17 protein-coding genes are annotated in these 16839 nt (G+C 71.7%); 7 read left to right on the forward strand and 10 right to left on the reverse strand.

Going from position 1 to position 16839, the window contains the following annotated elements; genetic code table 11:
* Window positions 1-495, forward strand: coding sequence for a hypothetical protein (locus tag ACGFYU_RS22445; RefSeq protein WP_393829074.1), 495 nt, complete (start codon window positions 1-3; stop codon window positions 493-495).
* A 16-nt stretch (window positions 496-511) separates the two neighbouring features.
* Here ACGFYU_RS22445 and ACGFYU_RS22450 read toward each other — a convergent pair whose 3' ends face one another.
* The 3 genes from ACGFYU_RS22450 to ACGFYU_RS22460 form a co-directional block, all read right to left on the reverse strand.
* Window positions 512-766, reverse strand: a complete 255-nt coding sequence (locus ACGFYU_RS22450; RefSeq protein ID WP_393829075.1) for a hypothetical protein — start codon at window positions 764-766, stop codon at window positions 512-514.
* Window positions 763-1194, reverse strand: a complete 432-nt coding sequence (locus tag ACGFYU_RS22455; RefSeq protein ID WP_393829076.1) for a sigma factor-like helix-turn-helix DNA-binding protein — start codon at window positions 1192-1194, stop codon at window positions 763-765. The genes ACGFYU_RS22450 and ACGFYU_RS22455 overlap by 4 nt, the downstream gene beginning before the upstream one ends.
* A gap of 81 nt (window positions 1195-1275) precedes the next feature.
* Window positions 1276-1797: a MarR family winged helix-turn-helix transcriptional regulator gene (locus ACGFYU_RS22460; RefSeq protein ID WP_393829077.1), complete on the reverse strand. Its 522-nt coding sequence runs from the start codon at window positions 1795-1797 to the stop codon at window positions 1276-1278.
* Window positions 1798-2057: 260 nt separating this feature from the next.
* Here ACGFYU_RS22460 and ilvA point away from each other — a divergent pair, with 260 nt between their 5' ends.
* The 3 genes from ilvA to ACGFYU_RS22475 all read left to right on the forward strand — a co-directional run bounded on the left by ilvA (window position 2058) and on the right by ACGFYU_RS22475 (window position 5365).
* Complete coding sequence (gene ilvA / locus ACGFYU_RS22465) at window positions 2058-3290, forward strand: threonine ammonia-lyase (RefSeq protein ID WP_393829078.1); 1233 nt, start codon at window positions 2058-2060, stop codon at window positions 3288-3290.
* Window positions 3291-3482: 192 nt separating this feature from the next.
* Complete coding sequence (locus ACGFYU_RS22470; protein ID WP_393829079.1) at window positions 3483-4502, forward strand: ATP-binding cassette domain-containing protein; 1020 nt, start codon at window positions 3483-3485, stop codon at window positions 4500-4502.
* Window positions 4499-5365 (forward strand): ABC transporter permease, encoded by an 867-nt coding sequence (locus ACGFYU_RS22475; protein WP_393829080.1) that lies wholly within the window; start codon window positions 4499-4501, stop codon window positions 5363-5365. Before ACGFYU_RS22470 ends, ACGFYU_RS22475 begins: the two co-directional genes overlap by 4 nt.
* An 86-nt stretch (window positions 5366-5451) precedes the next feature.
* Here the strand turns inward: ACGFYU_RS22475 and greA are convergent, their stop codons facing one another.
* Window positions 5452-5949 (reverse strand): transcription elongation factor GreA, encoded by a 498-nt coding sequence (gene greA, locus ACGFYU_RS22480; RefSeq protein WP_393829081.1) that lies wholly within the window; start codon window positions 5947-5949, stop codon window positions 5452-5454.
* Window positions 5950-6103: 154 nt separating this feature from the next.
* A complete protein-coding gene (locus ACGFYU_RS22485) occupies window positions 6104-6517 on the reverse strand; it encodes a DUF4307 domain-containing protein (protein ID WP_393829082.1) in 414 nt (137 codons plus the stop codon).
* Window positions 6518-6636: 119 nt separating this feature from the next.
* On the opposite strand from ACGFYU_RS22485, the gene mca reads away from it, so the two are divergent.
* Window positions 6637-7518 (forward strand): mycothiol conjugate amidase Mca, encoded by an 882-nt coding sequence (mca, locus tag ACGFYU_RS22490; RefSeq protein ID WP_393829083.1) that lies wholly within the window; start codon window positions 6637-6639, stop codon window positions 7516-7518.
* Between the two features lie 2 nt (window positions 7519-7520).
* Window positions 7521-7745 carry a hypothetical protein gene (locus ACGFYU_RS22495; RefSeq protein WP_393829084.1) on the forward strand — a complete coding sequence of 75 codons (225 nt, stop codon included), beginning with the start codon at window positions 7521-7523 and terminating at the stop codon, window positions 7743-7745.
* Window positions 7746-7954: 209 nt separating this feature from the next.
* Here ACGFYU_RS22495 and ACGFYU_RS22500 read toward each other — a convergent pair whose 3' ends face one another.
* Window positions 7955-11194, reverse strand: a complete 3240-nt coding sequence (locus tag ACGFYU_RS22500) for a tetratricopeptide repeat protein (protein ID WP_393829085.1) — start codon at window positions 11192-11194, stop codon at window positions 7955-7957.
* A 101-nt stretch (window positions 11195-11295) separates the two neighbouring features.
* Here ACGFYU_RS22500 and ACGFYU_RS22505 point away from each other — a divergent pair, with 101 nt between their 5' ends.
* Window positions 11296-12048 (forward strand): DUF4344 domain-containing metallopeptidase, encoded by a 753-nt coding sequence (locus ACGFYU_RS22505; protein WP_393829086.1) that lies wholly within the window; start codon window positions 11296-11298, stop codon window positions 12046-12048.
* A gap of 6 nt (window positions 12049-12054) precedes the next feature.
* Here the strand turns inward: ACGFYU_RS22505 and ACGFYU_RS22510 are convergent, their stop codons facing one another.
* The 4 genes from ACGFYU_RS22510 to ACGFYU_RS22525 form a co-directional block, all read right to left on the reverse strand.
* A complete protein-coding gene (locus tag ACGFYU_RS22510) occupies window positions 12055-13215 on the reverse strand; it encodes a cytochrome P450 (protein WP_393829087.1) in 1161 nt (386 codons plus the stop codon).
* Window positions 13216-13242: 27 nt separating this feature from the next.
* Complete coding sequence (locus ACGFYU_RS22515) at window positions 13243-14172, reverse strand: hypothetical protein (protein WP_393829088.1); 930 nt, start codon at window positions 14170-14172, stop codon at window positions 13243-13245.
* Between the two features lie 22 nt (window positions 14173-14194).
* Entirely contained in the window at window positions 14195-15328 is a 1134-nt protein-coding gene (locus ACGFYU_RS22520) for an NAD(P)/FAD-dependent oxidoreductase (protein ID WP_393829089.1), read from the reverse strand.
* A gap of 107 nt (window positions 15329-15435) precedes the next feature.
* Complete coding sequence (locus ACGFYU_RS22525; protein WP_393829090.1) at window positions 15436-16809, reverse strand: PLP-dependent aminotransferase family protein; 1374 nt, start codon at window positions 16807-16809, stop codon at window positions 15436-15438.
* Window positions 16810-16839 lie beyond the last annotated feature (30 nt).

The raw sequence follows: 16839 nt of genomic DNA on the forward strand, positions 1-16839 counted from the left end.
ATGCCCTCACGAGATTGGCTGGCCATGCTCAAGAAGCGCGCCGCACGTCTGCTCGTCGCCGTGGTCGTCGCCGGATTCGGCCTCACGGCCTGCTCGCAGTCGTCTTCCGACACGTCGAAGGACAAGGCGGCCTCGCCGTCCGCGGCTGCGAGCGCCCCGGCGGCGGGCGGCAGCGCCAAGCCCAGCGCCGCCCCCAGCGCCACACCGGGCGTCATCGTCAACGGCAAGCAGAAGCCCTCGGACTTGCCGGCTGATCTCCCCCTGCCGCAGGGTGAGCTGACCTCGGTCACCGGTGCCGACGGCACCTATGTCCTCATGTACACGACCCCAGACCCGGCCTCTGCGCTCACCTCCTACACCGCCGCTCTCAAGTCCGCCGGGTTCGAGGTGGACGACTCCGCGGCCGGTACCGAGGCCGTCAAGGGGAAGGTGAACGTGCGGGTCACCAAGACCCCCACCGCGCTGCAGCTCGCGGTGGGCTCGGACACCCCCTAGGGACTCAAGCTCCTGGCTACCAGCCCTCCAGGGGCGGCGAGATGCCGCTCGGTGGGGTGGTCCAGGGGTGGGTCAGGGCGGCCCAGACCGTGAAGGCCACCGCCGCCGCGAAGAGGACGGCCCAGCCGAACCTCCGCAGTACCCGGCGGCGCCGCAGCAGGCGGTCGCCGCGGGCCGCCGCGCCCGCGGCCAAGCCGGCCGGGACCACCGGGTAGGGGCCCTCCAGCAGGCGCCTGGCCTGGGCTTCCTTGCGGTCCGGGACCCCGCTCACGCCGCCTCCCGGGCCCGCAGCACGGCCACGGCCCGGTTGCACAGCACCCGTACCCGCTCCACGGGCAGCCCGAGCTGGGCCGCCGTGACCTCCTCGGCGACCCCCTCGTAGATCCGCAGGACCAGGACGAGGCGTTCCTGCGGGCTCAGCCGGGCCAGTACCCCGCTGCCGCCGTGGTGGCGCCGGCCGGTGCGGGCGAAGGCGCTGCACAGCTCCTGGCGCGTGAAGTCGTACGGGTCGTCCCCGCGCAGCCGCCGCCAGTTGGCGTACGTACGGGCGAGCGCGCCGGCCAGCAACCGCCGTGCGGACTCCGGTTCACCGGTCAGCAGTACCGCGACGTACAGGAGCCGCCCCGCCGCACCCGCGACGAAGGCCTCGAACTCCGCGTAGGGGACCGCCTGTTGGCCCCCGTGCCCGACCGCTCGCATAGTCCACATAGTGCGGGCAGTCGCAGGACCCTGGTCAAGGGGTCTGACAGGCTCGGCTCGGCTCCCGACGTGGGGGCCGGCTCAGGACGCCGGGCCGGCCTCGGCCACGGCCGCCATCAGCTCCGACAGCGACAGGTTGAAGCGGGTCAGCAGAGAGGTGAAGGACTCGCGTTCGTCCTCGCTCCAGCCGTCCGTCACGCGCGCCATCAGCTCCCGCCGCGAGGACCGGACCTCCTCCAGCCGCGCCAGCCCCCGCGGGGACAGCGCGAGCACCACGGCCCGCCCGTCCTCCGGGTGCGAGGTCCGCTTGACCAGGCCGCTGTCGACCAGCGGCGCGACCTGCCGGGTCACGGTGGAGGAGTCGATGCCCATGCCGCCGGCGAGCGCCTTGACGCCCATCGGGCCCTCCAGGTCGAGCCGGTTCAGGAGCAGGTACGCGGCGCGGTCCATCGAGTTGCGGGCCTGGCCCACACCGCCCAGGCGGGTCTGCTCGGCGCGGCGGGCGAAGACCGCCACCTGGTGCTGGAGCGAGTCGAGGAGACCGCCTCCGGCGGGCGCTTCGGCCGCCGTGGGCAGGTCGGAATTGGCCGGGGTGGAAGGCATGGCCGTGGGCTCTCTTCGCGTGGGTCCGACAAGGATGGGGGACAGAGTACGCGGCCGTGCGGCGGCTCGTACGCCCCGTTTGACAACTGATACGGCTGCCGGGGAACGAGCCCGGAGCCCCGTCCGGGATGGCCGGATTTCACCCCACTGCGGGCCCGCGTACGGGCCCGTGGTGCGGGCCGCCCGGCAGGGGTTCGGCAGGGGTTCGGTAGGGGGTCCGGCAGGGGGTCCGGACCCGGCCCGGGTGCGAGACTTGCGGCATGAGCTACCGCGCGCCCCAGCCCGTTCCGCAGGTTATCCTCGACGACATCCGGGGAGCCCAGAAGATGCTGTCGGGCGTCTCCCGGGTCACCGCGATGGAGGGCAGCCGGCACCTCTCCTCGCTCACCGGTTCCCCGGTGCACCTCAAGTGCGAGAACCTCCAGCGCACCGGCTCCTTCAAGCTGCGCGGCGCCTACGTGCGCATCGCCGGTCTGCGCCCCGAGCAGCGCGCCGCCGGCGTCGTGGCGGCCAGCGCGGGCAACCACGCGCAGGGCGTGGCCCTGGCCTCCTCCCTCCTCGGGGTCCGCTCCACGGTGTTCATGCCCGTCGGGGCGCCGCTGCCCAAGGTGGCCGCGACCCGGGAGTACGGCGCCGAGGTGCGCATGGAGGGGCAGGTCGTCGACGAGACCCTCGCCGCCGCCCAGGACTACGCGGACCGTACGGGGGCGGTGTTCATCCACCCCTTCGACCACCGCGACATCATCGCGGGCCAGGGCACGGTGGGTCTGGAGATCCTGGAGCAGTGCCCGGAGGTGCGGACGATCCTCGTCGGCATCGGCGGCGGCGGTCTCGCGGCCGGTGTCGCGGTCGCCGTGAAGGCGCTGCGGCCGGACGTCAGGGTCATCGGCGTCCAGGCGGCGGGCGCGGCCGCCTACCCGCCCTCGCTGCTCGTCGGGCACCCGGTGTCGATCGACAACCCGAGCACGATGGCCGACGGCATCAAGGTCGGCCGGCCCGGCGACATCCCGTTCAAAATCATTGGCGAACTGCTCGACGACGTGCGTACGGTCTCCGAGGACGCGCTCTCCAGTGCCCTGCTGCTCTGCCTGGAGCGGGCCAAGCTCGTGGTCGAGCCGGCCGGGTGCAGTACGGTCGCCGCCCTGCTGAGCGAGCCCGAACTGTACGGCGGAGGCCCGGTGGTGGCCGTTCTGTCGGGCGGGAACATCGATCCGCTGCTGCTCCAGCGCATCCTGCGCCACGGCATGGCGGCGGCGGGCCGGTACCTCTCTCTGCGGCTGCGCGTGGCCGACCGGCCGGGGGCCCTGGCCGGGCTCCTGGGGGTGTTGTCAGTGGTGGATGCGAACGTGTTGGACGTGAGTCACGTACGGACCGACCCGCGGCTCGGGCTCACCGAGGTGGAGGTGGAGCTGCACCTGGAGACGAAGGGCCCGGAGCACTGCAAGGAGGTCGCGCGGTCGCTGCACAACGCGGGGTACAGGGTGATGAGCTAGTCGGCCCGGCGCCGATCGGCGAGGCGGGCGAGGGCGTCACCGCGACCCCATGGGCGGTACGCGATATAACGCGATAGCGTGCGCCCCGGGCGGAGGGGAGGCAGAGGTGCGTCCCCCGTTCGGCCGGGCGAGGCAGGCCCGGCGCCCATACGATTTGCGTAGGAAACACCCGAAAACACTGGGAGAATCCATATGCCAGGCGCCATCTACGCCGAAGGTCTGGTCAAGACCTTCGGCGATGTACGTGCTCTGGACGGCGTGGACCTCGATGTCCCCGAAGGCACCGTCCTGGGGCTGCTCGGCCCCAACGGCGCGGGCAAGACCACGACCGTGCGCGTACTGACCACCCTCCTCCGCCCCGACCGCGGCAAGGCCGTCGTCGCCGGCATCGACGTCCTCAAGCACCCCAACGAGGTCCGGCGCGCGATAGGCCTGTCCGGCCAGTTCGCCGCCGTCGACGAGTACCTGACCGGCCGCGAGAACCTCCAAATGGTCGGCCGGCTCTACCAGATGAAGGCCAGGGCGGCGAAGGCCCGGGCCGAGGAACTCCTGGACCGCTTCAACCTCTCCGACGCCGCCGACCGCACCGCCAAGACCTACTCCGGCGGCATGCGCCGGCGCCTGGACCTCGCGGCCGCCCTCGTCGTCAGCCCGCCCGTGATGTTCATGGACGAGCCCACCACCGGACTCGACCCCCGCAACCGCCAGCAGCTGTGGGGGATCATCCAGGAGCTGGTCGCCGGCGGCACCACCCTCCTGCTCACCACCCAGTACCTGGAGGAGGCCGACCACCTCGCGCACGACATCTGCGTGGTCGACCACGGCAAGGTCATCGCCCGCGGCACCTCCGACCAGCTCAAGGCCCGCACGGGCGGCGAGCGCGTCGAGGTCGTCGTCCACGAGCGCGAGCACATCCCCACCGCACGCGAGGTGCTCGCCGGTTTCGGCAAGGGCGAGACCACCTACGAGGAGCACACCCGCAAGCTCACCGTCCCCGTGTCGGGCGGCGCCAAGCTGCTCGCCGAGGTCATCCGGGAACTGGACGGCCGGGGCATCGAGATCGACGACATCGGACTGCGCCGCCCCACCCTCGACGACGTGTTCATCTCCCTGACCGGCCACGCGGCCGAGCTGACGGCGGAGGAGAACGGCGAGGCCGCCCCGCAGGACGCCAAGAGCCGCAAGGCGGCGCGGAAGGAGACGGCGAAGTGACCACCACGACCACCACCTCCGCGACCCCGGACCTGGCCGCACCCCGCCCGCGCGGGGGCATCGTCCAGGGCATCAGCGACTCGCTGGTGATCGCCAAGCGGAACCTGATCCGGATGTCCCGGATCCCCGAGATGATCATCTTCGGCGTGATCCAGCCGGTGATGTTCGTCGTCCTGTTCAGCTACGTCTTCGGCGGCTCGATCAGCGTCGGCGGCAACACCTCACCCGCCGCCTACCGCGAGTTCCTGATGGCCGGCATCTTCGCCCAGACCGTCACCTTCGCCACCGCCGGAGCCGGCGCGGGCATCGCGGACGACATGCACAAGGGCCTCATCGACCGCTTCCGCTCGCTGCCCATGGCCCGCGGCGCCGTCCTGACCGGCCGCACCCTCGCCGACCTCGTCCAGACCGCGCTCACCGTGGTCGTGCTGGCCGTCGTCGCGCTCATCGTCGGCTGGCGCACCCACGAGAACCTCGGCAAGGTGCTCGCCGGCTTCGGCCTGCTGCTCCTGCTCGGCTACGCCTTCTCCTGGATCGGCGCCCTGATCGGCCTGTCGGTGCGCACCCCGGAGGCGGCCACCTCGGGCGGGCTGATCTGGCTCTTCCCGCTGACGTTCATCTCGAACGCCTTCGTCCCCTCCGAGAACATGCCGACCTTCCTGAGGCACATCGCGGAGTGGAACCCGTTCAGCGCCACCGTCCAGGCGGCCCGCGAGCTCTTCGGCAACCTCCCGGAGGGCTATCCGGTCCCGGAGGCCTGGCCGATGCAGCACCCGGTGCCGGCGTCCGTGCTCTGGTCCCTGCTGATCATCGCGGTCTTCCGGACCCTGGCGGTCCGCAAGTACCGCTCGGCCACCGCGTAGGCCCGTACGCACGCCCGTACGCATGCCGATGCCCGGCCGGAGAAGGAACCCGGCCGGGCATCGGCGTGTGCGAAAGGGGTGGGTGATCAGCCGGTGAAGGGCTTGACGTCGAGGATCTTGACCGAGGCCTTCTTGCCGTTCGGCAGCTCGTACTCGGCGTCCTCGCCGATCGCCTTGCCCAGCACACCGCTGCCGAGCGGGGACTGCGGCGAGTACGTCTCGAAGTCCGTGGAGGCGTACTCACGGGAGGCCAGCAGGAACTCCAGGGTGTCGTCCTCGTCGCCGTCGAAGGCGATCTTGACGAGGGTGCCAGGGGCCACCACACCGTCGGACGCGGGCGCGGTCCCGACCTTGGCGTTCTCCAGCAGCTGGGTCAGCTGGCGCACGCGCAGCTCCTGCTTGCCCTGCTCCTCCTTGGCCGCGTGGTAACCGCCGTTCTCCCGCAGGTCGCCCTCCTCGCGGGCGGCTGCGATCTTCGTGGCGATCTCCGTGCGTGCGGGACCAGAGAGGTAGTCCAGCTCCGCCTTCAGCTGGTCGTACGCCGCCTGGGTCAGCCAGGTGACGCTCTCGCTCGTCTGGGTCACGGGTGCTCCTCGTCGGTACAGGGGACTACAGGCCGCCAGCGGCGGGCGAAACCACGAGCCTAACAATTCGGCAGGAAAAGGGGGAGGACGTGATGTGTATGAAGTGTGTCATCACGGGTGACGAGAACGCGCCCCCGGTGACTCTCGGTGACCGTCAGTGGGAGCCGGTGGCGGGCTGGCAGCCCACCAGCTCGATCATCGTGGCCCGGCCGGTCGTCTTGAGGGAGACCATCTCGTCCACCCGGCTCTCGGGCTGCGCGAAGGTGTAGTCCGCTCGGCCCACCTCGTTGTGCTCCTTGTCCTGCGAGCTCAGCGTGCACACCCCGGTGACCGAGGACTCCTTGCGGACCTCCAGGTGCACCTTCACCTCGGCGTCCGAGACCACCTGGAACTTGATCACCTCGGCGCTGACGCTCTGCCCGGCGACGTAGTCCCAGCCGATCCAGCCGACCACACCCAGCAGCACGACCCCGAGCACGGACCCGACGACCTTGAGCTTCCGGTCCGCACGCTCGTCCGCCGACCGGCCATAACGGCCCTCGGGCAGGCCCTCGCGTACCGCGCTCATCGATCGTTCCTTCCGAGAGGGCGGGGCCGGATCCCTGCGGACCGCCCCCGGAATTTTCCGTCCCCCGATTCGGTCAATATAGAGGTCGACCGTCGCGCCGAATCGCAGAGGATCCCGTCTTGACCGAGCAGCTTCGACTGATGGCCGTCCACGCCCACCCCGACGACGAGTCGAGCAAGGGCGCGGCCACCATGGCCAAGTACGTGTCCGAAGGGGTACCCGTACTGGTCGTGACCTGCACCGGGGGCGAGCGCGGCTCGGTCCTGAACCCCAAGCTCCAGGGTGACAAGTACATCGAGGAGAACATCCACGAGGTCCGCGCCAAGGAGATGGACGAGGCCCGCCAGATCCTCGGCATCGAGCAGGAGTGGCTGGGATACGTCGACTCCGGCCTGCCCGAAGGCGACCCGCTGCCCCCGCTCCCCGAGGGCTGCTTCGCCCTCGCGGACGTCGAGGAGGCCGCCGGCGAGCTGGTGAAGAAGATCCGCGCCTTCAAGCCGCAGGTGATCACCACCTACGACGAGAACGGCGGCTACCCGCACCCCGACCACATCATGACCCACAAGATCTCGATGGTGGCCTTCGACGGCGCGGCCGACACCGAGAAGTTCCCGGAGGCCGAATTCGGCCCCGCCTACCAGCCGCAGAAGCTCTACTACAACCAGGGCTTCAACAAGCCGCGCACCATCGCGCTGCACGAGGCGCTGCTGGAGCGCGGCATGGACTCCCCGTACGGGGAGTGGCTGGAGCGGTGGAAGGAGTTCGAGCGCAAGGAGCGGACCCTGACCACGCACGTCCCGTGCTCGGACTTCTTCGAGATCCGTGACAAGGCGCTCATCGCGCACGCCACGCAGATCGATCCGGACGGCGGCTGGTTCCGCGTCCCGATGGAGATCCAGAAGGAGGTCTGGCCCACCGAGGAGTACGAGCTCGCCAAGTCGCTCGTCGACACTTCCCTCCCCGAGTCCGACCTCTTCTCGGGCATCCGGGAGAATGCGTAGCCATGAGCGCTACGCAGGCAGCAATCGTCCAGTTCCTCCCGCTGGCCGGGGACACCTTCGACAAGAACAAGGTGACCCCCGGAATCCTGGGCTTCATCGTCTTCGCCGCCCTCGCCCTCGGGGTGTGGGGCCTGATGAAGTCCATGAGCCGGCACATGGGCCGCGTCGACTTCCAGGAGGCCCCGGAGCCGGGTTCCGCGAGCGCGGACGGCACCCGGGCTCCGTAGGACCCTTCGCGTGACCGCCACCCGCCCGTGAACCGGTGGGGCGGCGGGCTCGCGCTGTGCATGATCATCGGCGGCGCGGGTCGGGTGCGGGACCTCGACGACGAGTCGCCGTCGGGTCCTACGGAGACGACCCCCCGGGCGGCGGCGGGCACTTCGCCGCCGTCGCCGCAGGGGTGTCCTGCGCATCACGGCGCGGCCCGCCGCGGGCGTCACGGGAGCGGGACGCCCATGATCTCCCGCGAGTGCAGGTTCGGCACCAGGCCCAGCCGCCACGCCTGCCAGCCCTCCACCGGGTCCACGCCCCGGCCCAGGATCACCCCGTACGTCTCCAGGCCGTCCTCCAGCCGCCCGTCCCGCGCCGGATGCGGGGCCCGCGCCAGCCGGGCCAGCTCCGCCCGCGCCTCCTCCGGCGCGGCCGGCGTCGCGTACGGCAGCATCGTGCACCGCAGGAACCGCGCCCAGTCCTCCCCGCGCCGGTCCCCGTACGAGATGAACAGCCGCACCGCCTCCTCGCACAGCCCCAGCGCCTGCGAGACCCGGCCGTTGCCCGCGTCCACCACCGCCAGCTCCAGGCAGGTCCAGGCCTCGCCGTGGGCCAGCCCGATCCGCCGGAAGTCCGCCCGCGCGTCCACCAGCAGCTGACGCGCGAAACCGGAGTTCTTCAGGTTCCCCGTCTGCGCCGCCCGCTGGTCCCGCGTCACCCGACCCGAATGGTGCCGGGCGTGCGCCAGCCCGTACACGTCCCGCATCCGCGAGAACATCGTCCGCGCCCGCTCCAGCTCCCGCACCGCCTGATCGCGCTCGCCGCCCTCCTCCAGCGCCTGGCCCAGGTAGTACAGCGTCCACGCCTCACCGCGCGCGTCCTCCTGCTCCCGGTGCCGGGCCAGCGCCTCCCGCAGCCGCTCCAGCGCCGGCCCCGGATCCCCGTCCACCACCCGGGCCCGCCCCAGCTGCGTCAGCGCCCACGCCTCGCCGCGGCCGTCGCGCGTGCGCCCGTACAGGTCCAGGGCGAGGCGCAGCTCCGCCTCCGCCCGCGGCACGTCGCCGACCCGCAGGTACACCTGGCCCAGCTGGAAGTGCGCCCACGCCTCGCCGTGCACGCTCTCGCTCTCCCGGTGCAGCGCGAGCGACTGCTCCAGCAGCCGCATCGCCTCCGCCAGGCGGGCCCGGTCCCGTTCGACGGCCGCCAGCGCGTGCAGGCCCCACGCCCGGTCGCCGGCCAGCTCCGCCGGCTCCTGGAGCGCCAGCGCCTCGCGGATGCGGGCCGCGGCCTCCGGGAGGTTCCCCTGGTGGTGCAGGGTGATCCCGAGCGAGACCAGGGCCATCGCCGCCCCCGCCTCCTGGTGCGCCTCCATGTACCCGTCGACCACCGAGGTCAGCGTCGTGCGGGCCTTGTCCAGCTCGCCCAGCTGGCGCGCCGCGATACCCGTACGCCACTGCACCGACCGCACCAGCCGGCCCTGCTCGCCCTGCCGGCCCGCCGCCACCGCCTGCGTCAGCTCGTCGATCTCCCCGAGCCGGTACAGGTCCCCGCGCAGCAGGCAGAAGTCGCACAACGCGCCCAGCAGGTCGAGCACCACCTGCTGGTCCACCCCCTCCGACTGCCGCAGCGCCGCCGTGATGAAGCTCGACTCGTCGTCCAGCCAGCGCAGCGCCGCGTCCAGCGAGGTGAAACCGTGGCCCCCGAACTGATTGGCCCGCGTCGACATCTTCCCGTCGACCATCCGGATGACCGAGTCCGCGAGCTGCGCGTAGTTGCGGATCAGCCGCTCGTGCGCCGCCACGGCCTCCGCCCGGTCCTCCTCCTGCGCCAGTCGGCCCGCGGCGTACGCGCGGACCGCGTCGTGCATGCGGAACCGCTGACCGCGCACCCGCTCGATCAGCCCGGCCTCCCACAACTCCTCCAGCGCGCGCAGCGCCGCCTGCTCCGGTACGTCGGCCAGCGCGGCCGCCGCCGCGCCGCCGAGGGAGGCCCGCCCGGCCAGGGGCAGCCGCCGCAGCAGCCGGCGGGCGGGCGCGGGCAGCCGGGCGTCGGCGGCCCGCAGGGCGCGCTCCACCGGGTGGCCCTCCCCGGCGTCCGGCGCGTGGCCCTCACGGGCCGCCGGAGCGAGCATCCGCAGCGCGAGGGGGAGCCCGCCGCCCGACTCCACGGCCGCCGATACGGCGGTGGCGAGGGCGTCCTCGGCATCGGCGCCGAGGTCGGCGTCATCGCCCGGACCCGGGGCCGACTCCGGGGTGGCCGCCGCCGCACGGACCAGCTCCGCCGCCTCCGCCTCCGGCAACGGCTCCACCGGCAACTGGTACACCCACGCCGCCAGATCCGCCGGCAGCTCCAGTGGCTCCCGCGCCGTCACCAGCACCAGGCTCTCGGAACGCTCCGGCACCAGCATCCGCACCTGCGCCGGGTCCACCGCGTCATCCAGGACCACCGTCACCGGCAACCCCTGGAGGTGCTGGTGGTACAGCTCCCCGAGCCGCCGCACCTGCTGCTCCGCCGAGGACCCCTCGCGGAACAGCAACTGCTCGCGTGGCGCACCCAGCCGGTTCAGCAGGTGCAGCAGCGCCTCCCGCGTCGACAGCGGCGCACCGCCCAGGTCCCCGCCCCGCAGATCCACCACGCACGCACCGCGGAACTGGTCCCGCAGCCCGTGCGCCGTCCGCAGCGCGAGCGCCGTACGGCCCACCCCCGGCTCGCCGTGCAGCACCACGACCACCGGGCGCGTCTCCGTACTGGCCCGGGCCGCCTGCACCCACTGCGCGATCCGCGTCAGCTCCGCCTTCCGTCCGGCGAACAGCCCGGCCGGTTCCGGAAGTTGGCCGAAGGACTGCTCCAGCACACTGCGCCGCCTGGCCTCCGCGCTGCGGTCCGTCCCGCGACGCGGCGGCGCCGTCCGGGCCGCGCCGCGGGGTGCCCGCGCCGCCGCGGCCACCGCACGCTGCTGCTCCAGGAAGGGCCGTATCCCGCGTACCTCCAGCGCCGACAGCCACTGCAGCCTCAACTGCTCAGGACCGCCGGGCCGACCCCGCTCGCCGGCCCGCCGGTTCGCGGCCGGCAGGTGCAGTGCCGTCACCTTCGCCACGGTCGCCACCGCCCCGGCGACGCCCGTCACCGCCCCCGCGGCCAGCGCCGTACCGGCCGCCACACCGAGCGCCAGATCCGCCCCGACGGCCGCGGCCGCGGCAACAGCCGCCACCAGTAAGGCGGTTGAGGAGTTGCCCCGCTGGAAGGCTTCGCCGAGCGACTGCTCCCCGGCCGCCGCCTCGTCCAGGGCCCGTACGTACGCCTCGTACTCGTGGGCCGCGCTCGCGGCGAGCGAATCCAGCGCCTCCCTCGCCCGCGCCAGCAGCACCGCCTTGTCGACCGGCACCCCCGCCGCCGCCCGCCGGGCCTCCTCGTCCACGGCCCGCCCCAACAGCCGCTCGGCCTCACTGCGATGGCTGTCCCGCATCGGCAATCCCCTCAGAGAGCTCCGGCAACGTGCCACAAGTGTCCGTCGGGACGCCCGAGAGCGCGAGAGAATCTGAGCTAGTTCAGAGGGAGTTGGCGCTTATGATCACCCGTCACCGAGCGATGCTCGGGGCAGTCCTGCTCCTGCTCGCCGCCGCATGCGGGCAGCAGGACCCGCCCGGCAGCGGCAAGGGTTTCACCCTCCGCTACGAGGAGCCCGCGGCGGCCGACCGGGACCACCACCGTTTCCTGAAGGACCGGGCCCCCGCCGAAGCGGTCCTCGCGGACCTCAACGGCCACCTCGCCCTGCCCCGCGGCGTGGAGGTCGTAGCCCGCTCCTGCGACGGCGGGGGCACCGGCTACGACCCCGAGGAACACCGCATCGAGCTCTGCTACGACGACCTCGCCGAGGAGCGGGACCTGATCGGCCGATCGGGCTCCGCCCACCCGGACGAGGACCTGTCCCACATCGTCCGGGAGACGCTCTACCACGAGGCGGGCCACGCCCTCCTGGACGCCCTGCACCGCACCCTCGACGACCGCGCCGAAGAGGACGCCGCCGACCGCTTCGCCCAGGTGATGCTCCTGCGCGCCGGCGACCCCGAAGGCGAGCAGACCCTCCTCGCCGCCGCCCGCTCCTACGACGCGGAGGCGGCCGCCGACCCCGCCCCCGACCCCGCGGACGAACACGCCCCGCCCGCCACCCGCGCCGCGTCCCACCGCTGCGCGGTCTACGGGGCCGGCCCCGCCCGCCACCCGGAGCTCGCCGGCCCGGCCCGGGCCGACTGCTCCGCGGTCTGGACGCGCACGCGTGACAGCTGGACCCGGGACCTGGCCCCGCTCCTCCGGCACTGATCCGGTCTACGGTGTCAGGACCACGTCGAGGGAGACGATGTAGTCCTTCATCCGGTCCAGGGTCCGCATGGGGTTCTCCGGGTCGGAGCGCATGTCGGAGAAGGTGGCGACGACGCGTTCCAGCACGACGCGCCCCAGGGTGCGGACCAGGGGCAGGCCGAGGCAGATGTACATGCCCTGCCCGAAGGTCATATGGGGGTTGGGGGAGCGCCTGATGTCGAACCGGTCGGCCCGGGGGAAGTGGCTCTCGTCGAAGTTGGCCGACGAGTCCCAGACCACCACGTACTGGTCCGCCTTGATCTCCTGCCCGCCCAGTACGGTGTCGTGCCGGGCCGTGCGCCAGAGGTTGAACCACGAGAAGTCGAAGCGCAGGATCTCCTCGATGGCCCCCGGAATCAGTGAGGGGTCGCGCCGCAGGGTCTGGAAGAACTCCGGGTCCCGGCAGAAGCGGTCGAAGGCGTAGCCGAGCATGAGGGCCATGGGCGCGTTCCCGGCGGTCGCCAGGTCCAGGCACATGTGGATGATCTTTTCCTCGGCCAGTCGTCCGTCCTTGCGCCGCTCCGCGAGCAGCGCGCTCATGAGGTCGTCGCGCGGGTTGCGCTTGCGTTCGTCGAGCTGCTCCTGGAACAGGTCGACCACGTCGGCGTGGTCCGGGGAGCGGACCCCGATGAGCTGGCCGAACATCTGGTCGGACCATTCCCGGAAACGGTCGGCGCCGGGGATCCGGAGGCCGAACATGTGGGCAACGGCACGCTCCATGATCGGGTAGCAGAGCTCGCCGAGCAGCTCCATCCTTCCGGAGGTGCGGGCGGGCTCCAGGAGCGAGTCGACCATGGCCGTGAACTCGGGGGCCATCTTTTCGATGCTGCCGGGCTGGAACGAGCGTGCCACGAACCCCCGCAGATAGCGGTGGTCCGGTATGTCCGCTCTGCCGAAGGAGAACGGCAGCCCCATGTGGGTCTTGTTGGTCACCGAGAAGTCGGTGGGGTTCTTGAGTACGTGTTGCACGTCGTCGTACCGGAACACTTCCCACAGGTTGTATTCCGGACGGAAGCGTAACGGCTCGTTCTTCTGCATGTGCTGGAACCAGGCGATCCGCGATTCGATGGAGTCGCCCAGTTCGGGGAACAGCAGGTCCCTGGTCGGTTTGCTCGGTGTGCTCGTCATTCCTTCACCCTTTCCGGCCGGCCGTGGTCAGATACGTTCCACCGTGAGCCAGATGGGCTCCTTCGTGCTGAACGTGCTTTCCCATACGGCCTTGCCGACCTCGGCGAGCCTGTCGGTGTGACGGTCGATCACCTTGCCGAGGACGGGGCTGCTGAGCGTCTCCGAGGTCGGCCCGTACTGGACGATGACCTTGTTGCCCGTCGCCTGGCTGAACCTGAGCCGGCCGACCGGCGCGTCGCAGATGCGCTCGCGCACCGGCGTCGGCGCCACGCTCACCAAGGGAGCCCAGGCGTACATGGATTCACCGCTGACCACCGCGTGGTCCTGCAGGACGGTGAACGGCAGGGCCTTGAGGACGTCCATGCAGAGCTGCTGATTGAGATCACCGTAGAGCTCGGCCTCGACTTCCACGCCCAGGGGCTGCCAGGTGAGCCTGACCGGAATCCGCTGGAGCGAATCCTCGACGGAGACCGGCGCGGGGGTGTACTCGGGCGGCACCGAGGCACCGTTCGTCGGGTAGCGGTAGTGCTCGCCCAGGTCCCACGGGAAGTAGTGGTGCGACCAGGCCGTGAGCCGGTTCGCGTATTCGGTGAACGTGGCCAGCCTGTCCACGAGCTCGCCACGGCTGTCCGCGGGCTGCCCGACCTCTTCCGCGTACTTCGCCAGGGTCGGGAATCCGTTGTAGCCGAGGAAGGTGCTGTAGATGGGGTCCAGCGTGCGGAAGACCGTCAGCACGTTCTCGACGGAGAGGCTCTCGTCCGTCGCCATCCTCGTCAACTGGTAGAGGTTCATCGAGTAGTCGCGGACGATGCTGTTCGCGAAATCCCAGGCGGTGAAGTACTGGCCGTACGACCCGGGCAGCTCGGGAAGGGTTCCCGTGCGTATCTCATGGATCTCCGGGGGTTCTTGGGATACGTAGCTCTCGATCAGCTTACGGAGCTCCGGAAATGCAGACATTGCTTCCCTCTCTCGGTAATGGTTACGGTGCCGTCCTCAGCCGGTCAGGAGAGGACCGGGCCCACGCCGGGTGAATCTCCCCGGTGGCGATGTGAGTGGTCAGGGTCCGCCCGATGAGCGGGGCGAGGGTGATACCGCTGTTGGCGAAAGCCTCGTAGTAGCCGGAAACGGCGGACACCGCGCCGACGCTGGGAAATCCGTCCGCCGGGAACACGGCGGTACCGATGCGCACCCGGTCGACGCTGGCCGACTCGAGCGCCGGAACCGTGCGGTACGCGCGCTCCAGCAGGTCCTTGACGAGCTCGTCGCCGGGATCGGACCGCATTCCGGCCGGGAGGCGGGCGTCGACCTGTTCGGACCGCACGCGCACCCGCCCCGGCCCCGCCGACCTGGCGTGGGCCTGTGCGCCGCGCAGGGCGTGGCGCACCGGATCGCCTTCGGTGAGCAGGTCGATCACGAGGCTGCTGCGCGTCGCGACGCCCCGGAGCGGGGCGGCTCCGAGCATCGCGGCCACAGTGGGCGCCTGCGGCCCGGCGGCATTGACGACGGCGTCGACCTCGATGCGGTCGCCGGCTTCGAGGCGAAGGGCGCGCACTTCTGCGTCGTGGACCTCGATGCCGTCGACCGCGCCGTTCCACAGCGTCAGGAGCCCGGTGTCCCGGGCCGCCGCGAGCATCTTGGAGACCAGCTTCGGCCCGTCGATCCAGGCCTCGTCCGGGAACAGCGCGACCGGTGTCCGGGGGTGCGGGAACGCGATGCCCGGCTCCCATTCGCGGTTCACCCGGGCCGCGTCACTCCACACGGTCCGGTAGCCCCAGGCGCTGAGGCGGTGGGCCACGTCCGCGAACGACGGGCCGCTGCCGTCGCCGCCGTCCTCGTCGTCGCCCCAGGCGAGGCTTCCGGTGGGGTGCCACCAGGGGGCGGAGTCGAACTGCCCGGCGAACCGGAGGTGTTCGATCATTCCGGTGTGACTCAGCTCGAACCTCGCGTACGTGGGCTGCTGAAAGGCACTCAGCCGCGCGAAGCTGACATCGGTGGTCAGGCGTCCGGGCTGCGCGCGTTCCACGCAGTGCACCCGCATTCCGCGTTGGGCGAGACTGAAAGCCACGCAGGCCCCGATGACGCCGGCCCCCACGACCCCTACGGTTTTCGTCATGGACGCAGACCAACACGATCTCCGTCCGGGGAGCAACGAATTCCCGGAGTGGCCCGGTCGATGGAGTGGCCAATGGTCTGGCCGACATTCGTTTCTTGTTTGCCGAATTACCGGGCGTTGACCTGGCCCATGGCCCGGGCGAGCAGACCGACCGCCTCCGGGAGCAGGCTGCGGCGCACCGCGCCGTAGCCGAGCACCATCCCCGACGAGGGCGACCGGTGGCCGAGCTGGAAGTGCCTGCCGGGATGGACGAGAACCGACTTGGCCCGTGCGAGGGCGGCGAGGCGGACGTCATCGACGCCCTGGGGCAACCGGACGTAGGCGTGGATGCCCGTCGGCTCGCCGGTCATCCGGGCGCCCGGCAGGTGCTTTTCGACGGCGTCCCGAAGCGCCGCGCGCCGTGCCCGCAGGAGGGTCCGGATCTCCCGGATGTGCTGGTCCAGCATGCCGGAGGAGATGAAGTGGGCGAAGGTCAGCTGGGTGAGCGGGTCCGGGACGCCGAGCGGTGTCCGGCCGAGCCGCTCCGCCACCGGCTCGGGCGCCGCCACCCAGCCGAGCCGTATGCACGGGCCGAAGACGGCCCCGGTCGTGCCGACGTAGACCACGCGCTCCGGACGGTGCCGCTGCAGGGCGAGGGGGCCGCTGCTGGCGCCGAACCACAAGTGCCCGTCCCGGTCGTACTCGATCACCCAGCCGTCGACGTCGGCCGCCCAGCGCAGCAGGGCCTCCCGGCGCCCCGGCGACAGCACGGCCCCCGTCGGCACCTGCGACACCGGGGTGACCAGCACGGCGCGGGCTCCGGACCGGGCGAGGGCGTCCACGTCGATGCCCGCGTCGTCCACGGGGATTCCGCTGACCCGCAGCCCCGCCCGCTCGGCGATCCGGGCCTGCCGGGGCGCGCCGGGGCTCTCCACGGCGATGTGGTCGACACCGAGGTCGTGCAGGACGCGCCACACCACGTCGACGGTGTGGTCGAAGTCGGCGGTGACGGCGATCTCGGCGGCGGTCGTCAGGACCCCCCGCGAACGGCCGAGGTAGGCCGCGAGTTCTTCCCGGAGTTCCGGAACACCGAGGGGGTAGCGCCGGGTGCCGGCGCCGCCGATCGACTGCCCCACGTACTCGTAGGCCCGCAGCCATTCACGGGACGGGAACAGCGCCGAGCTCGTCGCGTCGACCCTCAGGTCGTAGCGGGCCTCCGCGCGCCGGGCCGGCTCGGCCGCGCCGCGGTCGCGGCGCGGCAGGTGGGTCGCCACCCTGGTGCCCGAGCCCTGGGTGGACCGCAGATATCCTCCGGCCACCAGCTGCTCGTAGGCCTGGACCACGACACTGCGCGATACCCCGAGATCTCCGGCGAGATTCCGGCTCGATGGCAATCGGACACCCGGATGCAGGGTCCCGTCTTTTATGCGTTCGCGGATGGCCGCCTGAATCTGCGTGGTTATGGGTAGCGATAACTTCCGGTTTATGGCGATCGGTAACATTCTTCCCCCGTTGGCGCCGGCCTTCGCCGG

Source organism: Streptomyces sp. NPDC048337 (genome assembly GCF_043201175.1).
In the GTDB taxonomy this organism is placed as follows: domain Bacteria; phylum Actinomycetota; class Actinomycetes; order Streptomycetales; family Streptomycetaceae; genus Streptomyces.

Excerpts from the sequence above, each read along its gene's own strand:
- ACGFYU_RS22505 (WP_393829086.1), top strand. The coding sequence starts at position 11,296 with ATGATCACCCGTCACCGAGCGATGCTCGGGGCAGTCCTGCTCCTGCTC.
- ACGFYU_RS22510 (WP_393829087.1), bottom strand. The coding sequence starts at position 13,215 with ATGACGAGCACACCGAGCAAACCGACCAGGGACCTGCTGTTCCCCGAA.
- ACGFYU_RS22460 (WP_393829077.1), bottom strand. The coding sequence starts at position 1,797 with ATGCCTTCCACCCCGGCCAATTCCGACCTGCCCACGGCGGCCGAAGCG.
- ACGFYU_RS22495 (WP_393829084.1), top strand. The coding sequence starts at position 7,521 with ATGAGCGCTACGCAGGCAGCAATCGTCCAGTTCCTCCCGCTGGCCGGG.
- ACGFYU_RS22470 (WP_393829079.1), top strand. The coding sequence starts at position 3,483 with ATGCCAGGCGCCATCTACGCCGAAGGTCTGGTCAAGACCTTCGGCGAT.
- ilvA (WP_393829078.1), top strand. The coding sequence starts at position 2,058 with ATGAGCTACCGCGCGCCCCAGCCCGTTCCGCAGGTTATCCTCGACGAC.
- ACGFYU_RS22455 (WP_393829076.1), bottom strand. The coding sequence starts at position 1,194 with ATGCGAGCGGTCGGGCACGGGGGCCAACAGGCGGTCCCCTACGCGGAG.
- ACGFYU_RS22525 (WP_393829090.1), bottom strand. The coding sequence starts at position 16,809 with ATGTTACCGATCGCCATAAACCGGAAGTTATCGCTACCCATAACCACG.
- ACGFYU_RS22520 (WP_393829089.1), bottom strand. The coding sequence starts at position 15,328 with ATGACGAAAACCGTAGGGGTCGTGGGGGCCGGCGTCATCGGGGCCTGC.
- ACGFYU_RS22485 (WP_393829082.1), bottom strand. The coding sequence starts at position 6,517 with ATGAGCGCGGTACGCGAGGGCCTGCCCGAGGGCCGTTATGGCCGGTCG.
- ACGFYU_RS22515 (WP_393829088.1), bottom strand. The coding sequence starts at position 14,172 with ATGTCTGCATTTCCGGAGCTCCGTAAGCTGATCGAGAGCTACGTATCC.
- ACGFYU_RS22445 (WP_393829074.1), top strand. The coding sequence starts at position 1 with ATGCCCTCACGAGATTGGCTGGCCATGCTCAAGAAGCGCGCCGCACGT.
- ACGFYU_RS22500 (WP_393829085.1), bottom strand. The coding sequence starts at position 11,194 with ATGCGGGACAGCCATCGCAGTGAGGCCGAGCGGCTGTTGGGGCGGGCC.